The organism is Corallococcus silvisoli (assembly GCF_009909145.1).
Taxonomy (GTDB): Bacteria; Myxococcota; Myxococcia; order Myxococcales; family Myxococcaceae; genus Corallococcus; species Corallococcus silvisoli.
In genome coordinates this window covers 142425-161003 of record NZ_JAAAPJ010000009.1, presented here as the reverse complement: position 1 = coordinate 161003, position 18579 = coordinate 142425, and the positions used below count along the sequence as shown (strand labels likewise).

Here is an 18579-nt window from a genome sequence, read left to right as displayed (position 1 = left end):
GTTTCGGGGTGCGTCGAGGTGGTCTCGGGTGCACCCCAGGTGTTCGGAATCGCTCAGACTCCAGGCGCGGTCCGGGACTCCGGTGCGGCGAGCGGGCGCTGGACCGGGCCGGGGGCCTCGTGTTGAAGAGGTCCCCCGCTCCTCCTGCCCGCATGCACGACCTGAACGCCCTGGTTGGCGCCGGTACGCACGACCTGCTCTTCATCACGCTGGACACGCTGCGCTACGACGTGGCCCGCGAAGCGCTGGAGGCGGGCCGCACCCCCACCCTGGCCGCGCTGCTGCCCGGCGGAGGGTGGGAGGAGCGCCACAGCCCGGCGAGCTTCACCTACGCCGCGCATCAGGCCTTCTTCGCCGGCTTCTTCCCCACCCCTGTCACCCCTGGTCGGCACCCGCGCCCGTTCGCCCTGCGCTTCGAGGGCAGCGAGACGACGGGCCCGGGCACCTGCGTGCTGGACGCGCCGGACCTCGTCACCGGGCTGGCCGGGCGCGGCTACCACACGGTGTGCATTGGCGGGACGGGCTTCTTCAACCGGAGGAACCCCCTGGGCCGCGTGCTCCCAGGCCTCTTCGCCGAAGCGCATTGGGGCCCGGAGCTGGGTGTCACCGACCCTCGATCCACGGAAAATCAGGCATCACTCTCGGTGAAGATCCTGGAGGCGCTGCCCCGGGAGCAGCGGGTGTTCCTGTTCCTCAACGTCTCCGCGCTGCACCAGCCGAACCGGCACTACGTGGCTGGGGCGACGGAGGACTCGAAGGAGACGCAGGCGGCGGCGCTGGCGTACGTGGACGGCCAGCTGCCGCCGCTGTTCCAGGCGCTGCGGCGGAGGGCTCCGGCCTTCTGCATCGTGTGCTCGGACCACGGGACGGCGTACGGCGAGGACGGCTACTCGGGGCACCGGCTGGGACACCCGGTGGTGTGGACGGTGCCCTATGGAGAGTTCGTCCTGCCGGTAGACTCCGGGCCATGACGCGCCTGGAGTCGATGCTCGAAGGGACGCCGTACGTGGCGTACCTCTACGGCTACCCGCACAAGACGGCCTACCGCCCGCTCACGCCCGCGCTGCCGCTGGAGGACGTCTGGGCGAAGGAGCGCCGGGACGCGCTGTTCCTCTACCTGCACGTGCCCTTCTGCGAGATGCGCTGCGGGTTCTGCAACCTGTTCACCGCCGCGGGGCCGAAGGAGGACGTCGTCCAGGCATGGCTTTCCGCGCTGAAGCGCGAGGCCCGCCGGGTGAAGGAGGCGCTGGGGCCGGCCACGTTCGCGCGGGCGGCCATCGGCGGGGGGACCCCCACCCTGCTGGAGGTCTCGGGGCTGGAGGCGGTGTTCGACCTGGCGGCGGAGCTGGGCGTGGATCCGCGCGCGGTGCCCCTGTCCGTGGAGGTGTCGCCGGAGACGGTGGACGCGGACAAGGTCGCGCTGCTGAAGGCCCGCGGCGTGGACCGGGTGAGCATGGGCGTGCAGAGCTTCCTGGAGGCGGAGGTGGCCGCGGTGAAGCGGCCGCAGAAGACGGCCCAGGTGGAGGCGACGCTGGACCTGCTGCGGAGCGCGGGCTTCCCCACCCTCAACCTGGACCTCATCTACGGCATCGAGGGACAGACGGTGGACAGCTTCCTGCGCTCGCTGGAAGCGGCGCTGCGGTACTCGCCGGAGGAGCTGTACCTCTACCCGCTCTACGTGCGGCCCCTCACCTTCCTGGGGAAGAAGTCGCGCGCGTGGGACGACCTGCGCCTGTCGCTCTACCGGACCGGCCGGGACTTCCTCCTCGCGCGGGGCTACACGCAGGTGTCGATGCGGATGTTCCGCGCGGCGCACGCCCCGGCCGCGCGCGGCGCGGTGTACCGCTGCCAGGAGGACGGCATGGTGGGGCTGGGGGTGGGGGCGCGCTCGTACGCGGGCGCCGTGCACTACTCGTCCGAGTACGCGGTCGCATCGCGCGAGGTGCGCGGCATCATCCAGGCGTACATCGAGCGCGACACGGAGTCCTTCGGCGAGGCGCGCTACGGCTTCGTGCTGGACGCGGCCGAGCAGCGCCACCGGCACCTGGTGCTGTCCCTGCTGGCGGAGGGCGTGGACCCGGGGGTGTACCGCCAGCGCTTCGGATCGGAGGCCCGGGGGGACTTCCCGATGCTCGCGGAGCTGGAGGCGCACGGGCTGGCGCGGGACGTGGATGGCGTGTTCCAGCTCACGGACGCGGGCGTGGAGCGCTCGGACCTGATTGGCCCGTGGCTGGACTCCGAGGCGGTGCGGGCGCGGATGGCGGAGTACGCCTGGCGATGAAGCTCACCGTGCTCTACCGGGGCCCGCTGTCCGGCTGCAACTACGGCTGCGAGTACTGCCCCTTCGGCAAGTGGAAGCAGTCCGAGGAGGAGCTGACGAAGGATCGCGCGGACCTGGAGCGGTTTCTCGCGTGGGTGGAGTCGCGCACGCAGGACACCGTGTCCGTCTTCTTCACGCCCTGGGGCGAGGCGCTCATCTGGCCCTGGTACCAGCAGGCCCTGGCGCGGCTGACGCACCTGCCCCACGTGGAGCGCGCGGCGGTGCAGACGAACCTCTCCTGTCGGCTGGACTGGCTCGCCGACTGCCGCCCGGAGAAGCTGGGCATCTGGGCCACGTACCACCCGGAGTGGATGAAGCGCTCGCGCTTCCTCGCGCAATGCCACCGGCTGTCGGAGCACGGCGTGCGCCACAGCGCGGGCATGGTGGGCTTCCGGCGCTTCGCGGACGAGGCGGAGGCCCTGCGCCGTGAGCTGCCCGACGACACGTACCTGTGGATCAACGCGGTGAAGGACGGCCTGGACGCGTACACGCCCGAGGACGTGGAGCGCTTCACCCGCATCGATCCGCTCTTCCCCGTGAACAACACCCGCCACCCCAGCCGGGGCCGCGCCTGCCGAGGGGGCGAGTCCGTGCTGTCCGTGGACGGTGACGGCACCGCGTACCGGTGTCACTTCATCAAGGAGCCCCTGGGCAACCTCTACGCGCCGGACTTCGACGCGGCGCTGAGGCCGCGCCCGTGCTCGAAGGACACGTGCGGGTGCCACATCGGCTATGTGCACCTGGAGTACCTGGAGCTGGACCGGGTGTTCGGTTCGGGGCTGCTGGAGCGCGTGCCGGCGACGCGGCTGTGGACGGGCGGCGCTCAACGCAGCGCTTCGCGGATCTCCCAGTCGTAGACGGACAGGCCGTCGCGCGTGAGCCCGGGGAGCAGGTCCCCGAAGGCGTTCGCCTCCAGCACGCGGTGGCCGTGGAAGAAGTCCTCGAACATCAGGTCGATGCCTACGTGGAGGCAGTCGTGCGCGCGGGCCACGGCGCGGCAGCTCTCCATCGCGGCCTCCAGCTCCCGGCGCGGCACCGCCGCGTGGAAGGCGCCCAGGTCTCCCCGGTAGCCGCCCAGGTGCAGGTTGGTGATGGGCAGGCGGCTCTGGCGCACCACGGTGAAGGCGGGCTCGCCGCGCACCGCGAGGACGCGGCAGTCGAACACGTCCCCACCCAGCCGGGCCTTGGGCCGCGCTTCCTCCACCTGGGAGCCCTCGCGCAGGAGGAAGGCCAGCACCGCGTCCACGTCCCGCGCGTCCGTCACCCGGCGCACCTTGAGGGAGTTGAACCAGCCGGTGGGGCCCCGGTGCAGGCTGGTCAGGAGCGAGCCGCCCGACCGCCCCGGCCGGTAGAGGGCGAGGCAGGACGCGGACGAGCCGCAGGACAGCTTCACGAACGCCTCGCGGAAGCCCGCGTCGCGCATCCCCTGTCGCAGGCCCTCCGGATGGGCGCTGGCTTCGTTCAGGTCCAGGAACGGTGGCACGGAGATGCCCAGGGCCGCGTACCGGCGTGACGTGACGCGCTTGTCGAACAGGTCCGCGATGGCGCCGGGCGCGGACTGCACGCGCCACCGGGGACGCAGCGTGAAGCGGGCGGACAGGTCCTCCAGCACGCGAAGGAAGCCCAGGTGGTGCTGCCGGGGGCAGAGCACGCGGCCGTGCTCATCCGGCAGGGCGTCCAGGGGGGCCGGCGCCACGGTGTCGCAGCCCGCGGCGAGGGCATCCGCGTGACCGCGCTTCAGGAAGGCGCGCTCCACGCCCGCGTCCTCTCCCGCCGCGTCGATGCGGACGAACCGCTCCGTGTCAGGCTGGTCCAGGAGGACGTCCGGCGCGCGGGCCACGGCCTCCCAGGCCAGCACGTGCGCGGGAGGGAGCCCCGCGCGGATCAGGGCCTCCTGGAAGAGCGTGACGCGCCGGTTCCCGGGGTTGCCGATGATCAGGAACGGCGGCGCGGTGGGCATTACTCGCCCACGGCGGCGTAGCGGTAGTCCTCTTCGTAGGGCGTGCGCTGGTTGCCCGCCGCCACCGAGCGGGCGGCCTTCGCCACCGCCCCCTGGCCCACCTCCGTGAGGTAGTTCTGGGTGACGTCCAGCGTCCGGAGGTGCTGGAAGGCCTTCGCGTTGCGGGCCAGCGTGTCGGCGCCCGCGTCGGTCATCGTGCCCATGGAGAGGTCCAGCGCCTGGAGCTGGGCGACGACCTTCGCGGTGGACAGCGCCTCGCAGAGCGCGTCCGTGAACTCCGAGTTGCGCAGCCCCAACAGGCGAAGGGCCGGCACGCCTTCGCCGTCGAGCAGGCGCTCGAGGTCCTTCACCCCGCCACCAGCGCCGTAGTTCTCCTGCCCGAACCACACCTCCAGCGCCTCCAGCTTCGGCCACTTCGCCTTCACGATGGACTGCACCGCGCCCAGCGGAAGGCCACCGGTCTCCACGGTGAAGGAGCGCAGCTCCGGCAGGTCGACCACCCCCAGCGCGATCTCCCCGCCGCGCACGCGCAGCTCCCGGAGCTGGGGGTAGGCCTTGTAGAGCGGCTGGAGGTTGCCCACGTCCGTCCAGGAGATCTCCGTGTCGTCCGGGTACTCGAAGTCACCAATGAACAGCGAGCGCAGCGGCGGGGCGGGCTCCGCCTTCGCGAGCACCTTCAGCGTGTCGCCGTACTCGTTCTGCCCGTCGAAGTTGGCCATGCCCAGGGTCAGCTTCTGGAGGAAGCGCGCGGATGGATGGGCCAGCAGCTCGCCCAGCAGCTCCGGGATGTCCTCTCCCGAGTCGTAGTCCACCTGCCCCAGCCGGGCCTCGCGGATGAAGCCCAGGTGCCACTCGAGCTTGAGGGCTTCGTTGGAGACCGCCTCCGTCAGCGCCTCGCCCAGCAGCTCGCCCGCGTGCGTCGCGATGAACTTCGCCGCTCGCTTGTGCATGAGCGCGGCGGCGTCCGCCGCGGCCTCCAGCGTGGCGTGCTGGAGGAGGATGAGCTCGGCGCGGGGATCGCCCTCGCCCTTGAGCCACTCGGCGTACGCGAGGTAGCCCTTGAGGTCATCGGGGTTGGCGAGGATGGCGGCCTCCAGGTCCGGGTTGGAGGCGCCCTCCCCCGTGGCCTCCCCTCCGTCGCCGTCCCCGGCCTCGCCGCCGCCGCTGGCGAGCGTGTAGCCCTTGCGCTCCTTCTCGCGGACCTGGGCGTCGTAGGCCTTCTTCGCTTCCGCCTTGGAGCCGAAGGTCTCCACCTTCTCCTGGCCGTCGGTGCCGATGCGGCCCCAGCGCTTGGTCAGCGTGGTGCCCTCCAGGGTGATCTCCCAGAACTTGCTGGAGCTGCCTTCGGTGAACTCGTAGCGCGGCATGGGGCGACCCTCCCGGGGAACGCCTCGGACGCTAGAAGAGCCCCCCGGCAAGCTCAAGGCGCGACGAGGCAGGGCCCCGCTTCAGCGGCGCAGCAGCACCAGCTCCACGCGGCGGTTGAGCTCGCGGCCGCGAGGAATCAGGTTGGGGGCCTTGGGGCTGCGGTCGCCCAGGCCCACGGCCTCCACGCGGGAGGGGGCCAGCCCCGCGCGCACCAGCAGGTCCGCGACGGCGCGGGCGCGCGCATCGGACAGGCTCTGGCGGGCGGGCTCGGGCACCTCGCGCGAGTCGGTGTGGCCCTCGACGCGCAGGCGGGCCTTCGGCTCGCGCACGAGCAGGTCCACCAGCAGGTCCAGGCCCGCGAGCGAGGCCTTCACGGGCATGGGCTTCTTCTCGTCGAAGCTCAGGGGCCGGGGCAGCTCGACGCGGTCTTCCTGCACCTTCGCGGCCTGGGCGGCCTTGGGCGCGGGCACCAGCGCGAAGGCCACCGACGCGTCGGCGCCCGAGGCCAGCTCCACCTGGCGCGTCTGGGCGAGGAACCCGTCGGCGATGAGGTCCACCGTGTACGCGCCCGCGGACAGGGGCAGCTCCGGGGGCTTGCGGCCGGGCGCCGTGGGGACCGTCAGCTTCACGGGCTCGCCCGCGCCGCGCACGAAGGCGGTGGCGGAGGTGGGCTTCTTCGACGTGACCTGGAGGCGCAGGCGGCTGAGGGCCACGGGCGTGCGCTCCACGGGCGGCGTCACGGAGACGACCGTCGCGGGAGGCTTCACGCCCGCGTCGGGCGGCGGGAGCTGGGCGACCTTCACGGGGCTCCCCGCGTCCGGAGGCGACTTCGCGGCCGTGCCCGCGTCGACGGAGGTGTTCTTCACCGGCGGTGGCGCGGTGGCGACGACGGGCTCGTCCTGCGGCGGTTGGATCATCTCCGCCGTGACGGCGTGGGTGAGCTTGAGCTTGAGGCGCGGATCCGGCGCGTTGGGCACGACGCTGGGCGACGCCTTGACCAGGACGCGCAGCCCGCGCTGGGTCTGGAAGCCGACGGACGCGGTGATCTTCCAGAGGAAGCCATTGGTCTCGCTGAAGAGGCTCCAGGAGCCGTTGGTGTACGTGACGCGCGAGACGAGCGTGTGCTCCCCCGGCTCCACCTTCAGCACGGCGAGGCGGTGGACGCCCTTCGCGTTGAGCTCCTCGATGGCGGGGACCGCGAGCGGTTCGCCGTCCAGGAGGAAGTCCGTCTCCACGAGGCGGTAGCCGTCCTCGGGTTTGAAGCCCTCGAAGAGCAGCTGCACCTCCGCGGGGGACTCGGGGACCATGGCGCGCAGCTGGCGCTCCAGCTCCGCGCGCACCTGATCCTCGCGCGTCGGCTCCGCCGCGAGCGCGCCCGGGGCAAGCAGTCCCGCGAGGACCAGTGACCCGATCTGGAGGAAGGAGGAATCCACGAGGCGTCGCGCAGCATGGCACAACGTTTCCCCGGGCGATGCAGGGATACAGCCCTGTAGGGGGAGCAGACGGGCGCCGCGGGGGTCGGGTTGGAGGCTTCCCGGTGAATTCAGCCTTCCAACCAATCCTGGCGCGGAGGGAGCCGGTTGGATCATCCTCGGTGGCGCATGGATCCGCGGCCTGACCCCTCTCCGACGCCCGTTCCCTCTTCCCCCAAGGTGACGCCCCGGCTTTCAAGGCGGGCGTGGGCCTGGAGCGCGGTGGGGGCGGTGGTGACGCTGGCCGTGTTCGCCGCGATGGTGCGGGTGGATCGCACGGCGCGGGGGACGGCGCTGCTGGAGCTGGGCGAGTGGGTGGACGTGCCGGCGCCGGTCGCGGGGCGGGTGGTGTCGGTGGACGTGGGGCTGAGTCAGAAGGTCACGGCGGGCCAGGTGGTGGCGCGGCTCGCGGCGGCGTCGGGAGCGGCGGAGGTGTTCGCCCCGCTGGAAGCCATGGTGGGGCGCGTGTCGGTGAAGCCGGGCGCGGAGGTCGTGGAGGGGCAGCCGTTGATGGCGTTGATGAACCGGAACGTGCTGCCCTCGCTCTACGTGCTCTTTCCGGGGGAGCTCCGCGCGGAGCTGGCACCCGGCATGACGTTCGAATACCAGCTGGCGGGGATGCCCGTTCCCTTCGAAGCGGTCATCGAGAAGGTGGAGGATCCGGAGACGTCGCTCCAGTACGCGCGGGCGCAGAAGGACGCGACGCAGTCGTCGGAGCAAGGCGCGGTGCTGGTGCGGGCGCATGTCCCGTCGCGGAACTACGAGCGTGACGGCATGCGCCGTGTCTACCAGGACGGGATGACGGGGCGGGCCCGGGTGAGGCTGGGAACGCAGCGGCTGCTCGTGGCGTGGTTCCCGGGGCTGCGGGGCGCGTTGCCGTGACGGAGGTTCGCGGCGTGATCAACGCCTGACCACGGGTGGAAAGCCGTGGCGCTTCGCCCTCCAGGCGACGAGCAGCGTCGGCACCAGGAGCAGGACGAGCAGCCATGGGAACGCCGTCGCGCCGTGTGTTTCGAGGAGCACTCCGCCCGCGATGCCGCCCCCCGCGATGGCGATGTTCCAGGCCGTGACGACCATCGACTGGGCGACGTCCGCCGCCTCGCCCGCGGCCTTCGCGGACGCGGTCTGGAAGAGCGTCGCCGCTCCGCCATAGGCCAGCCCCCAGATCGCCACGCCGCCGTAGACCACGGCGGGGACGCCACCCCACAGGCCGAGCGCGAACGACACCCCCACCAGGAGCGCCGTGCTGACGAGCACCAGCTCGCGCAGCCAGCGGTCGATCAAGACGCCGATGACCCAGATGGAGGCGAGCGCGAACACCCCGAAGACGAGCAGGACCACGTCGAGGTGCTTCGCCATCCCCGTCGGCGCGAGGAACGGCGCGATGTACGTGTAGAGGACGTTGTGCGCGAGCACGAAGGCGAGCGTGACGAACAACACGGACCGGAGCCCCGGCAGCAGGAAGACCTTCCGGATGGACGTGTGACGCTCCCCGGTCTGGCCCGGAAAGTCCGGGAGCCTGGCGAACACCCAGCCGACCAGGGCGAGGGCGAGGACGCTCATGATGCCGAAGGTGACGCGCCAGCCGACGGCGGCGCCCAGGAAGGTCCCGGCGGGGATCCCGAGCGAGAGCGCGAGCGGGATGCCCACCATGGCGATCGCCATCGCCCTGCCCTGCTGGTGCGCCTGCACCATGCGCGCCGCGTAGCCCGCGACGAGGGCCCACAACAGTCCCGCGAACACCCCGGCGAAGAACCGCGCGCCGAGCGTCAACACGAAGCTCGTCGACACCGCCGTCACCGTGTTGACGATGGCGAAGCCCAGGATGGCCAGGACCAACAACGGCCGTCGTCGCCACCCCTGCGTCGCGGCCGTCAGGGGGATCGCCGTCACCAGCGTGCCGATGGCGTAGAGCGTGACGAGCTGGCCGGCCAGTGACTCGGAGACCGCCAGGTCCGCGCTCATTCGCGGCAGCAGCCCCGCTGGAAGCGCCTCCGTGAGCACGGTGATGAACGCGGCCATGGCCAGGGCGAGGAGCCCGGCGATGGGCAGGCGCTGTTCCTCGCCTGTCGTACCGTCAGCGTGTTGGAGTCCGGGCGCGGCCAGGGCGCGTGTCGTGTTCGTCGAAGTCATGATGCCGCCAGTCAGGGAGTGAAGGGACGACAGCCGATGCCGAAGCCCCCGGGCTCGCGAGGCGAGGCGGCTTCCGTCGACGTCGATGGCGACACAGTAGATTCGCGCTGGACTGGCGACCACCGCGCTACAGTTCCAAGCACATCGGACAAGAAAGTCCGCAATCAAGGTGGCACGCATGGACAGCCTCGGCTCACTCAACGCCTTCGTTCAGGCCGCGGATGCGCGCAGCTTCACGGCCGCCGGACGGCAGCTGGGGGTGTCGTCGTCGGCCATCGGGAAGGCCGTCGCCCGGCTGGAAGAGCGGCTGGGGGTGAGGCTCTTCCACCGCTCGACGCGCACCATCACCCTGACGCCGGAGGGCTCGCTCTTCCTCGAACGCTGCCGGCGCATCTTCTGTGAGGTCGAGGCCGCGGAGCTGGAGCTCGCGCAGACGCAAGGCGCGCCGCGCGGCAAGCTGCGCGTCAGCATGCCCCTGGCCGGCATGTTGATGATGCCGACGCTGAGCGCCTTCATGCGCGCGTATCCGGAGATCGAGCTCGACCTCGACTTCTCCGATCGCATCGTCGATGTGATTGATGAGGGCTTCGACGGCGTCGTGCGCGCGGGCGAGGTGCGCGACTCCCGGTTGATGACGCGGGTGCTGGGCACCTTTCGGCTCACGCTCGTGGGATCGCCCGGCTACCTCGCGCGAAGCGGGACGCCCCGGAAGCCGGAGGACCTGCGCGCCCACGCGTGCCTGCATCACCGCTTCGCGAGCAACGGCAAGCTGGAGCGCTGGCCCCTGCGACGCGGGCGCAAGGAGCTGGAGCTGCCGACGACGGCGGTCGCGAACACCATCGAGCCGCTCATCTTCATGGCCGAACAGGGGCTCGGCATCACCTGCCTGCCGGACTTCGCCATTCGCCGCCAGCTCGCGGACGGCACGCTCGTGACGGTGCTCGAACAGCACACGCAGCACGAAGGCACGTTCCGGATGCTATGGCCGTCCAGCCGCTACCTGTCTCCCAAGCTGCGCGTGTTCGTGGACTTCATGGCGAAGCACCTCTTCAGCAACAGCCGCGCGCCGGGTCCCTGACGCTCACGCGCCCTGACGCGCGAGCCTGCGCTCCAGGCGCTCCAGGCGGAGCTGATGATCCTGCGGCGGCTCCTCCGGCGCGGCCAGCCTCGCGTGGTACAGGGCCCGGGGCAGGTCCTTCAGCGAGTGCTCGTAGAGCTTCGTCAGCGACAGGTGCAGCACCGCGCCCTGTCCCGGCTTCGCGAAGGTGAGCGCCCGCTGGAGGTGCGCCACCGCCGCCTCGCAGTCCCCCGCTCTGCGGCAGAGACGTGAGGCCACCACCAGCGCTTCGATGCCCACCGGTCCCCCGCCCTCCGCCGCCGCCTTCGCGAAGGTGAGCGCCCGCTCCGAGTCCCCTGCCCGCTCCGCCACCTGCGCGAAGCCGAGCAGGTCCCTGGGGTCCTGCCGCTCCGTGCCCTCTGACTGGAAGCGGCGCACCAGATCTCCCAGCAGCGCGGCCAACAGCAGCAGGTCCTTCTGGTTGTGCTCCAGCACCGGCACCAGCTCCGAGCCGTCCGTGCCTCGCAGGAAGCGGAAGTACAGCTCCGGGATGAGCGAGCCGTCCACGTCGTCCACCCGGTGATGCCCCAGCACCTTCGACTCCAGGTGCACGAGCCGCGCGCCCTCGCCCCGGTGCTTGAACACGCGTCGCGCGCAGTGCAGCAGGTCCAGGTGGGGCAGCTCCTTCGGCACCGGCACGCGGTTGAGCACGAACCGCGTGCGCAACAGCGGCCAGTCGAAGCTCTTGCCGTTGTACGTGACCAGACACGACGACGACGCCATGCGCTCGGCGAGGAGCCGCAACATCGGCGCTTCTTCGCCCATGCGCCGCAGGAAGAGCTGCTGCACGCGGAGGGAACGGCCCTCGAACCACGCCAGCCCCACCAGGAAGGGCACCGTGCCCGTGCCTCCCGCCAGCCCCGTCGTCTCCGTGTCCAGCATCAGCATCCGCGTGAAGTCCACCGACTCCAGCTCCGGATGCAGCGCGAGCCCCGCCACCAGCCGCGCCTCCACGTCGAGCGCGGCCGCGACCGGCGCCGTGCCGTGATGGTGATCCGCCGCGTACAGCTGATCCGCGACGTGCACCGTGCCGTGCGGCGTCGACCGCGCCTCCACCGGCAGGGCCCGGGGCTCGGGAACAGGGGCCACCGCGCGCCGGGCGGACGACGTGCCCTGCCGCTCCGCCCAGAACGACAGCAGCTTGCGCAGCTCCGCCACGCGCGGATCGCTCGCGCCCTGCGTCGCTTCCGCCTTCCGCGCCGCGAGCCGCCGCCGGGCCTCCTCTCGAAGGTCCACGAGCCCATCCGCCCGGGCCCGCGCGTCCGGAGGCGCCGGATCACGAGTCTCTTCCGGACGAACCTCCCCTTCGAGCGAGGGCCCATCCTCCCCGTCCATCGACAGGCGTTTTCGCAGCGCCTGGACCAGGACCTCCGCGATCGTCGTCGTCCCCGCCTCTTCCACGCGGACGCCCGATGGGGGCGGTGCTGCGTGCGTGCGCGCGGCGGGCGGATGCGTCGCCACGGTGTCCGGGGCCCTCGGCGACACGACCGATGCCGGACTCGCCGCGACGGACGGCGCCTCGGCCGTCGGCGTCTCCGCCACGGTGTTCACCGGCGCCCTGGCCTGACTGCCGGGGCCCGCGCTGGTGAGTCGGGACAGCTTGCGCTTCAGGTCCATGCGCCGCCCGTGCTCCTCACTGCACCCCGGCGACGCCGAGCGCCGCCAGCAGCTCCAACGCCAGCCGCTTGCGCGGATGCGACCCTGACGGCGCGCTCCCCGGCTGCCCACCCGCCGCGGGCCCGATGCATGCGGGGCACCCGTCCTCGCAGGGGCAGGACTCCAGCAGCTTGCGTCCGCGCAGCAGCAGCTCCGCGCGTTGGTCGTACAGCCTCGCGGCCAGCCCCACGCCACCGGGCACGTTGTCGTAGAGGAACAGCGTCGGCTCGAAGCCCACCCCACCCTCCTTGCGCGGCGGACCGTCCGGTTCGTCCCGGCTGCCGAGCGTCCGCCCCAGGTCGCGCGGGTCGCTCATCAGCCCCACGCACGCCACCGTGCGCAGCGCCGAACCCAGGCCGCGCAGCGCGTCGATGACCGCGGGCCTCGGCGCGTCCATCGCGCGCACCACCGTCTCCGGCACCGTCAGCCACAGCGCGGAGGTGTGCATCTGCATCTCCGGCAGCCGCACGTCGCCGTAGCCCACGTTCTCATGCGTGTGGAACTTGATCTTCTTGTAGCCCACCACCTTCTCGATGACGGAGACCTCGCCCAGGCCCGCGTGCAGGGACGGTCCCAGCGGCGCGCCCTGGTCCTCCTGGATGACGCTCACCCGCACGTTCGTCATCGCGTCGGTGAAGTAGTCCGGCGCCACCTTGCGCACGAACGCCTTGTGGTTCTCCAGGTCCAGCAGCTCCACCTGATACTGCTCCGAGTCGTGCTGGTAGATGGCCTGCTCGTGCAGCTGCGTGTGCGCGGAGCGGAAGTCCATCTCCGCCAGCGTCCGGTCGCTGCCCCGCTCGATGACCACCACGTTGTCCCAGCCCACGCTGCGCAGCGACACGTGGTGCGCCGGGTACGCGTCCGACGACCAGTGGAACATCCGCCGCCCGCCCTCCGCCGGCTGCGACGGGTGCACCACCTGGTGCTGCGTGAGGAAGTCCAACGCCTCCGTGGTGTTCTCCACCGGCACGTCCCCGAACGCGTCCCCTTCCTCGAAGGGCAGCTCGAACGCGGCGCACTTCAGGTGCTGGACCAGGATCTCCACGTTGTCCGGATCAATGCGCGCGTGCTCCACCGCGGCGCTCGTGAGCGCACGGGGATCCGCCGCGAAGTACTGATCCAACGGCGCGCTGGAGGTCACCAGCAGCGCCAGGCTCCCCATGCCCCGGCGGCCCGCGCGGCCGAAGCGCTGCGCCAGCGCCGCCACGGAGCCCGGGTAGCCCGCGCACACCACCGCGTCCAACGAGCCGATGTCGATGCCCAGCTCCAGCGCGTTGGTGGCCACCACGCAGCGCACCTCGCCCGCGCGCATCGCGGCCTCCGTCGCGCGCCGGGTGCCCGGCAGGTAGCCGCCCCGGTAGCCCTGGATGAGCGACGGATCCAGCTTCTCCTCCACGAACCGGTCGCGCAGGTACTTGAGCATCACCTCGACGTTGTTGCGCGACTGGCCGAACAACAGCGTGGACACCCCCGCGCGCACCAGGTCCGAGGTGAGCCGCACCGCGCTCTTCAGATAGCTGGCGCGGATGCCCAGCTCCGCGTTCACCACCGGCGGGTTGTAGACCATCACCCGGCGCTCGCCGGACGGCGCCCCGCTCTCCGACACGAGCGCCACCTCGCGCCCCAACATCCGCTCCGCGTGCGCCTTCGGGTTGCCGATGGTCGCCGAGGCCAGGATGAACGTGGGCGACGCCCCGTGGAAGCGCGCCACCCGCTGCAGCCGCCGCAGCACGTTCGCGAGGTGTGAGCCGAAGACGCCCCGGTACGTGTGCAGCTCGTCAATCACCACGTAGCGCAGGTTCGCGAACAGCCGCGCCCAGTTCGCGTGGTGCGGCAGGATGCCCGTGTGCAGCATGTCCGGGTTGGTGAGCACCACGCCCGCCCGCTCACGGGCCGCGCGCCTCGCGTCCCCCGGCGTGTCGCCGTCGAAGGTGATGGCGCCATGCCCCAGCCCCGCCTCGCGCATGAAGGCGCGCAGCGACTCTTCCTGGTCGCGCGACAGGGCCTTCGTGGGAAACAGGTACAGGGCTCGCGCGTCGGGCTCGCGCGCGAAGCGGTCCAGCAGCGGCAGGTTGTAGCAGAGGCTCTTGCCAGACGCGGTGGGCGTGGCGATGACCAGGCTCTCCCCGTCGCGGGCCCGCGCGAAGGCCTCCGCCTGGTGGGAGAAGAGCTGCTCCACGCCCCGCCGGCGCAGCGCGTCGCGGACCTGGGGGGACAGGCCCTCCGGCAGCGGCGCGAAGACCCCCGCCCGGGCCGGCGTCACGGCATCGTGGACCATGTGGGGCCACACCTGCCGGTCCGTCCGCCATCCCTGGAGCACGGCGTCCAGTCCGCGAGCCCCCGACCACGGGGTGCGGCGCGGGCCGGAGAAGGCCTCTGTTTCCTTCTCGGGCTTCATAGGGCTGGGCACTGTACAGACGTGTACCGGGAAGGACAACGCGCCACGTCTCCGCCGCTCGCGCGGACCTGACGCGGCGTGACTGACCCCGCACGCCACAGCCGGGCGCTCTCCTGTAGCCGTTTCCGTCACAGCAGGGCCCAGGCCTGTTCTTGCTGTCCTCTCATGATTTGAGTGGCATTCGCGATGCACTTGCTTTTCCACGTCATGAGCCCGGCCCACGCGCTCCTGCGTTCCCCCGCGGCCCATGGCGAACTCCCACCATGAAGACCCCCGCCTTTCGTCTGTCCGCGCTCGCGTTGGCGCTCGCCACCCAGGGTGCGCTCGCCTACGAGTACAACGTCGACCTGAAGAACACGGGCACCACCACGGCGTACGACGTGGCGGTGGTCCTCAGTGGCAACGAGACCCTCGCCAGCACGTTCAACGGCTACCAGGGGGGGCCGCTCGATGGGTACTTCACCGACGTGCAGGAGTCGCATCCCGCGTCCGGTGACACGATCATCCACTGGATGAACATCGACGGCATGGACTCGCCCATCCCGCCGGGCCGGACCATCCACATCGGCTGGAGCACGCAGGACTGCGACAGCACGGTCAAGGACATGTACTGGACGACGAAGTCCCATGGCCGGCTGGCCAACAGCGTCCTGCACAACGTGACGCACAACCTCACCTACGTGTCGGGCCGCCTGCCCATCATCGACTTCACCAACGTGATGGAGGCGCAGGTGTCCATCCGCCTGCGCGACGTGCGCTTCGCCGTGGTGGATGCCCCGCTCAAGCTGGAGGCGCTCTCGTCCGTGAACGCGGCGCTGATGAAGTCGCTGCGCCCCGTGAAGGAGGGCGTCTTCGTCCTGGCGCCGGGCGAGCGCGTGAGCTTCACGGTCCCCGTGGCGCTCAAGGAGGGCCAGTCCCTCATCACCGTATACTCCACCGGTGACGCGCTCCAGGGGGCGGCGAGCGCCGTCAACCAGGGTGCCGACTCCCTCCACTTCATGCAGCGTCCCGTTGGCGGTGGCGGCCACGGCAACGGCTGCTAGGCCCCTCGCCGCTGGAGTACCCCCTGGCCCGCTCGGCCGTGTTCGGGAGCGGGCCGTGGGTGGGCCGGGCATCGCCCACGCGTGTGTCGGACCCAGGAGGTTTTCACGTCGGCTGCGGAAATCCCCTGGGAAGAGGGCTAGTGTCCCGCGCCCGTGGCGCTCGCGATCTTCCTCTTTACGTACCTCTTCATCGCCGGGGCGCGTTTGCCCTTCATCAAGCTGGACCGTCCCGGGGGCGCGCTGCTGGGCGCCACGCTGATGGTCGTCGCGGGCGTCGTCACGCCCTCGGAGGTCTTCGGCCACAGCGCGAACCGGGACGGGCAGGCCATCGACATGGACACGCTCGTCCTGCTGCTGGGGATGATGCTGCTGGCCGTGTACCTGGCGCAGGCGAACTTCTTCCGCGTCGCCGGGGCCAAGGCCCTTCGTGTCGCCCACACGCCGCGGCTGCTCCTGGTGGCCGTCACGTTCGTGAGCGCGTTCCTGTCCGCGTTCCTCGTCAACGACACCGTGTGCCTCTTCCTCACGCCGCTGGTGCTGGCGGTGGTGGAGGACGCGCGCCTGCCTCCCGCGCCGTACCTGCTCGCGCTGTGCATGGGCAGCAACAGCGGCTCCGTGGCCACCTTCACCGGCAACCCGCAGAACATGCTGATTCAAGGGGCGTCAGGCCTGGGCTACGCGCGGTTCGCCGGGTACATGGCGCTGCCCGCCCTGCTCTCCACGGCCATCGTCGCCGGGGCGCTGCTGTACCTCTTCCGCAAGCAGCTTCCGGCCGCGCACTTCGACGCGCACCCTCCCCCGCTCGAAGTGGACCGCCGGCTGCTCACGCTGGGACTGGGGGGCCTGCTGGGCGTGGTGGTGGCGTTCTTCGCGGGCCTGCCCATGAGCTGGAGCGCGCTCGCGGGCGGGGTGCTGGTGATGACCCTGTCCGGACACGACTCGCGCGAGGCCCTGGAGCGCGTGGACTGGGTGCTGCTGCTCTTCTTCGCCAGCCTCTTCGTCGTCGTCTTCGGGGTGAACCAGGCGGGCTGGGCGGAGAAGATCCGCCACGTCTTCTCCCCGTTGATGGCCGGGCCCCCGTTGCGTGAGACGCTGGGCTTCGCGTTCCTCACGCTCGTGGCGTCCAACCTCTTCAGCAACGTGCCCTTCGTGATGCTGGCGCGCGCCTGGGTGCCGTCCATGCAGGAGCCGGAGCTGGCGTGGCAGGTGCTCGCGCTGGGCTCCACGCTCGCGGGCAACCTCACGCTGGTGGGCAGCGTGGCGAACCTCATCGTCTTCGAGGCCGCGCGCGGCAAGGTCCGCATGGGTTTCGTCGAGTACCTGCGCGTGGGCGTGCCCGTCACCCTCCTCAGCTTCGTCGTGGGCCTGGGCGTGCTCCTCGCGGAGCACGCCCTGTTCTAATCCCCGCGCCTCAGGCGTCCGGATCCGGCAGCTCGCCGGGGGGCAGCTGGCGCTCGGGCGGGGTCAGCGGCGCCACTGACGCGGGCGTGACGGCGGAGGGCACGGTGTCCGCGGCGGCGCTGCCCGTGGGGGCCGAGCCCTTGCGGTTCTGGGGCGTCAGGTCCTTCACGAACATGTCCGCCACCTTGTCGATGAGGTCCGTCATCGCCAGGCGGAACAGCTCCGGCTCCTTGCCGACCTTGAACGGATCCAGGTGCGGCGCGCCCTGCTCCACCGCGTCCAGGTGGAACGGCCTGCGCCACAGCTCCTTGCGCCCGTCCAGCCGGAACATGCGCCCGTAACCCTTGAGGTAGGCGCCGGCGTGTCCGCCCTCGCTGCGCATGCCGAAGTCCTGGATGACGAACTCCACGATGGTGTCCGCGCCCAGCGGGGCCATCAGGTCGTAGTCCGGCGCGTTGGCGGGCACCTCCTCCACCAGGAAGCTCTCCAGCGAGGACGCCACCCGGGCGGGATCCACCGCGTCCGTCCAGGGGGCCTCTTCGGGCAGGCGAGACAGGGTGGTGACGCGCAGGCGCTCGGAGAGCTCGAAGCGCGTCACCGCCTGTTGCAGCTTCACGGTGAGCCGGCGGTCGGCCTCCTTGGCCTCCAGCTTCTTGAGCTTGCCGGAGTAGGCGCTGTCATCCTGGAACACCCGGCTCTTGGGGCCCGCGCCATCCTCGATGCGGGAGATGAAGGCGGGCCGCTGGACCCGGTCCAGGTCCGCGCCGGAGAGTCGCTGCGAGGCGCAACCGGCGGTGAAGGTGAGGAGGACTGCCGCGAAAAGAAGGCTTCGGCTTCGCACCATGGGCCTCACGCTAACCCATCCCCGAAGCCCTGGCCCGTTTGCGGCCCGCCCCGGAAGCCCTGAAGACGCCTGGGGAACATCCCGCGCTGCTATGCTCCCGGGCGTGAATCCTCCCTCTTCCGTTCCCCCCGGCCCGGGCCCCAACCGCAAGCGGCGGCTGGGAGAGATCCTGATGGATGCCGGGCTGCTGACCGAGTCCCAGCTGCGCACCGCGCTCTCCGAGCAACGCAAGTGGGGCGGCCGCCTGGGGCTCACCCTGGTGCAGATGGGCTACGTGGACGAAAGCTCCATGGTGCACGCCCTGTCGCGGCAGCTGGCCATCCCCACCGTGGAGCTGGACGTGCACCTCCCCGTCCCGTCCGCCCTCCAGGCGCTGCGCGTGGACATCGCCGAGCGCTACACCGTCTTCCCCATCGCCTACGAGCCCGGGACCAAGACGCTCACCGTCGCGACCTCGGATCCCACCAACGTGGAGTCCCTCCAGGAGCTGGCGTTCCACTCCGGCCAGAAGCTCCAGGTGGTGGTGGCGACCGCGTCCTCCATCGAGCGCGCCATCCGGCACCACTACCACGGCGAGGTCACCTCCACGGCCGCCACGCCGCTGAGCTTCGGCATGGAGGAGGCCACCTTCGAGCTGGCCCCGCCGCAGTCGGAGCCGCCGCCTCCCCCACCCCCGCGTGCCCAGGCCCCGGCGCCCGCGCGAGACCTGGAGCTGGCGTCGAGGGTGGAGGCCCTCACGCAGCAGGTGGCGGACCTGGAGCGCATGGTGGCGCAGCAGGCCCGGGTGATGCGCGCGATGATGGACGCGCTGGAGGCCCGGGGGGCCCTCACCCGCGAGGAGGTCCAGGCGAAGGCCCGGTGAGGACG

The 18579-nt window shown here is 71.4% G+C and carries 15 protein-coding genes; 8 read left to right on the top strand and 7 right to left on the bottom strand.

The annotated features are described in order from the left end of the window. Positions 1 to 152: 152 nt before the first annotated feature. From GTY96_RS19415 to GTY96_RS19405, 3 genes are read left to right on the top strand one after another with little or no spacing between them, the layout of a single operon-like run. Positions 153 to 971 (top strand): STM4013/SEN3800 family hydrolase, encoded by an 819-nt coding sequence (locus tag GTY96_RS19415; protein WP_161665547.1) that lies wholly within the window; start codon positions 153 to 155, stop codon positions 969 to 971. Then, on the top strand, positions 968 to 2281 hold the full coding sequence (locus GTY96_RS19410; protein ID WP_161665486.1) for an STM4012 family radical SAM protein: 1314 nt from the start codon (positions 968 to 970) through the stop codon (positions 2279 to 2281). The genes GTY96_RS19415 and GTY96_RS19410 overlap by 4 nt, the downstream gene beginning before the upstream one ends. Further along, positions 2278 to 3177 (top strand): STM4011 family radical SAM protein, encoded by a 900-nt coding sequence (locus tag GTY96_RS19405; protein ID WP_143904631.1) that lies wholly within the window; start codon positions 2278 to 2280, stop codon positions 3175 to 3177. The genes GTY96_RS19410 and GTY96_RS19405 overlap by 4 nt, the downstream gene beginning before the upstream one ends. Here the strand turns inward: GTY96_RS19405 and GTY96_RS19400 are convergent. The 3 genes from GTY96_RS19400 to GTY96_RS19390 form a co-directional block, all read right to left on the bottom strand. Beyond that, positions 3144 to 4280 carry an STM4014 family protein gene (locus GTY96_RS19400; RefSeq protein ID WP_161665485.1) on the bottom strand — a complete coding sequence of 379 codons (1137 nt, stop codon included), beginning with the start codon at positions 4278 to 4280 and terminating at the stop codon, positions 3144 to 3146. The two genes, GTY96_RS19405 and GTY96_RS19400, sit on opposite strands and share 34 nt — an antisense overlap. Beyond that, on the bottom strand, positions 4280 to 5647 hold the full coding sequence (locus tag GTY96_RS19395) for a WGR domain-containing protein (RefSeq protein WP_143904633.1): 1368 nt from the start codon (positions 5645 to 5647) through the stop codon (positions 4280 to 4282). The genes GTY96_RS19400 and GTY96_RS19395 overlap by 1 nt, the downstream gene beginning before the upstream one ends. A gap of 81 nt (positions 5648 to 5728) precedes the next feature. Next, complete coding sequence (locus GTY96_RS19390; RefSeq protein ID WP_328700945.1) at positions 5729 to 7081, bottom strand: OmpA family protein; 1353 nt, start codon at positions 7079 to 7081, stop codon at positions 5729 to 5731. A gap of 168 nt (positions 7082 to 7249) precedes the next feature. Between GTY96_RS19390 and GTY96_RS19385 the strand changes: the two genes are divergently transcribed. Continuing rightward, on the top strand, positions 7250 to 8002 hold the full coding sequence (locus GTY96_RS19385; RefSeq protein ID WP_143904635.1) for an efflux RND transporter periplasmic adaptor subunit: 753 nt from the start codon (positions 7250 to 7252) through the stop codon (positions 8000 to 8002). A gap of 18 nt (positions 8003 to 8020) precedes the next feature. Here GTY96_RS19385 and GTY96_RS19380 read toward each other — a convergent pair whose 3' ends face one another. Then, positions 8021 to 9253 carry an MFS transporter gene (locus GTY96_RS19380; protein WP_161665483.1) on the bottom strand — a complete coding sequence of 411 codons (1233 nt, stop codon included), beginning with the start codon at positions 9251 to 9253 and terminating at the stop codon, positions 8021 to 8023. Between the two features lie 178 nt (positions 9254 to 9431). Here GTY96_RS19380 and GTY96_RS19375 point away from each other — a divergent pair, with 178 nt between their 5' ends. Next, positions 9432 to 10331 carry a LysR family transcriptional regulator gene (locus tag GTY96_RS19375; protein ID WP_143904637.1) on the top strand — a complete coding sequence of 300 codons (900 nt, stop codon included), beginning with the start codon at positions 9432 to 9434 and terminating at the stop codon, positions 10329 to 10331. 3 nt (positions 10332 to 10334) lie between these two features. Here GTY96_RS19375 and GTY96_RS19370 read toward each other — a convergent pair whose 3' ends face one another. Beyond that, positions 10335 to 11987, bottom strand: a complete 1653-nt coding sequence (locus tag GTY96_RS19370; RefSeq protein WP_161665482.1) for a ribonuclease H-like domain-containing protein — start codon at positions 11985 to 11987, stop codon at positions 10335 to 10337. Positions 11988 to 12003: 16 nt separating this feature from the next. Then, positions 12004 to 14424: a DEAD/DEAH box helicase gene (locus tag GTY96_RS19365; protein WP_186002010.1), complete on the bottom strand. Its 2421-nt coding sequence runs from the start codon at positions 14422 to 14424 to the stop codon at positions 12004 to 12006. Between the two features lie 263 nt (positions 14425 to 14687). Between GTY96_RS19365 and GTY96_RS19360 the strand changes: the two genes are divergently transcribed. Both GTY96_RS19360 and GTY96_RS19355 read left to right on the top strand, forming a co-directional pair. Further along, the gene (locus GTY96_RS19360; protein WP_143904639.1) at positions 14688 to 15467 is read left to right on the top strand and encodes a hypothetical protein; all 780 of its coding nucleotides are present in this window, start codon (positions 14688 to 14690) and stop codon (positions 15465 to 15467) included. 153 nt (positions 15468 to 15620) lie between these two features. Then, on the top strand, positions 15621 to 16868 hold the full coding sequence (locus GTY96_RS19355; protein ID WP_143904640.1) for an ArsB/NhaD family transporter: 1248 nt from the start codon (positions 15621 to 15623) through the stop codon (positions 16866 to 16868). A 10-nt stretch (positions 16869 to 16878) separates the two neighbouring features. Here GTY96_RS19355 and GTY96_RS19350 read toward each other — a convergent pair whose 3' ends face one another. After that, positions 16879 to 17712 (bottom strand): hypothetical protein, encoded by an 834-nt coding sequence (locus GTY96_RS19350; protein WP_186002011.1) that lies wholly within the window; start codon positions 17710 to 17712, stop codon positions 16879 to 16881. Positions 17713 to 17815: 103 nt separating this feature from the next. On the opposite strand from GTY96_RS19350, the gene GTY96_RS19345 reads away from it, so the two are divergent. Further along, entirely contained in the window at positions 17816 to 18574 is a 759-nt protein-coding gene (locus GTY96_RS19345; protein ID WP_255442507.1) for a GspE/PulE/PilB domain-containing protein, read from the top strand. Positions 18575 to 18579: the final 5 nt, after the last annotated feature.